General features: G+C 74.5%; 1 protein-coding gene. It reads left to right on the plus strand.

Annotated elements, in window-relative coordinates; genetic code table 11:
- A partial coding sequence (locus AB0G02_RS31835) for a hypothetical protein (RefSeq protein WP_360801478.1) occupies window positions 1-487 on the plus strand: 487 nt, incomplete at both ends.

Raw genomic sequence — 487 nt, forward strand, 5'->3', positions numbered from 1 at the left:
GCGTGGACGGCGAACTGGTGCGGGGCATGTTCCTCAACACCGTGCCGCTGCTGGTGCGCTCCGCCGCCGGGTCGTGGGCGGAGCTGGCGCGGGACGTGTTCGAGGCGGAGACCGCGCTGTGGCCGCACCGGCACTTCCCGCTGCCCGCGATGCAGGCCGAGTGGGGCGGCGCGACGCCGCTGGTCGACGTGTTCTTCAACCACACCGACATGCACGTCCTCGACCCGGGCGTGGTCGTCCTGGACGGCGTGGAGGACGACACGCCCAACGAGTTCGGGCTCTCGGTCTCCACGACACCGGGCGCGTTCGTGCTGGAGGCGTTCACGCACAAGGTGAGCGCGGCGCACCTCGACCTGCTGGCGCGCACCTACCGGCACGTCCTGGAGAGCGTGTGCGCGGGCACCGACCCCCGCGTCACCGGCCTGTCCGCGGCCGACCGCGCCGAGGCCCTGCGGGGCACCCCCGCGCCGCCGGCGCTGCGCGCGAC

Source organism: Actinosynnema sp. NPDC023658 (genome assembly GCF_040639995.1).
Taxonomy (GTDB): Bacteria; Actinomycetota; Actinomycetes; order Mycobacteriales; family Pseudonocardiaceae; genus Actinosynnema.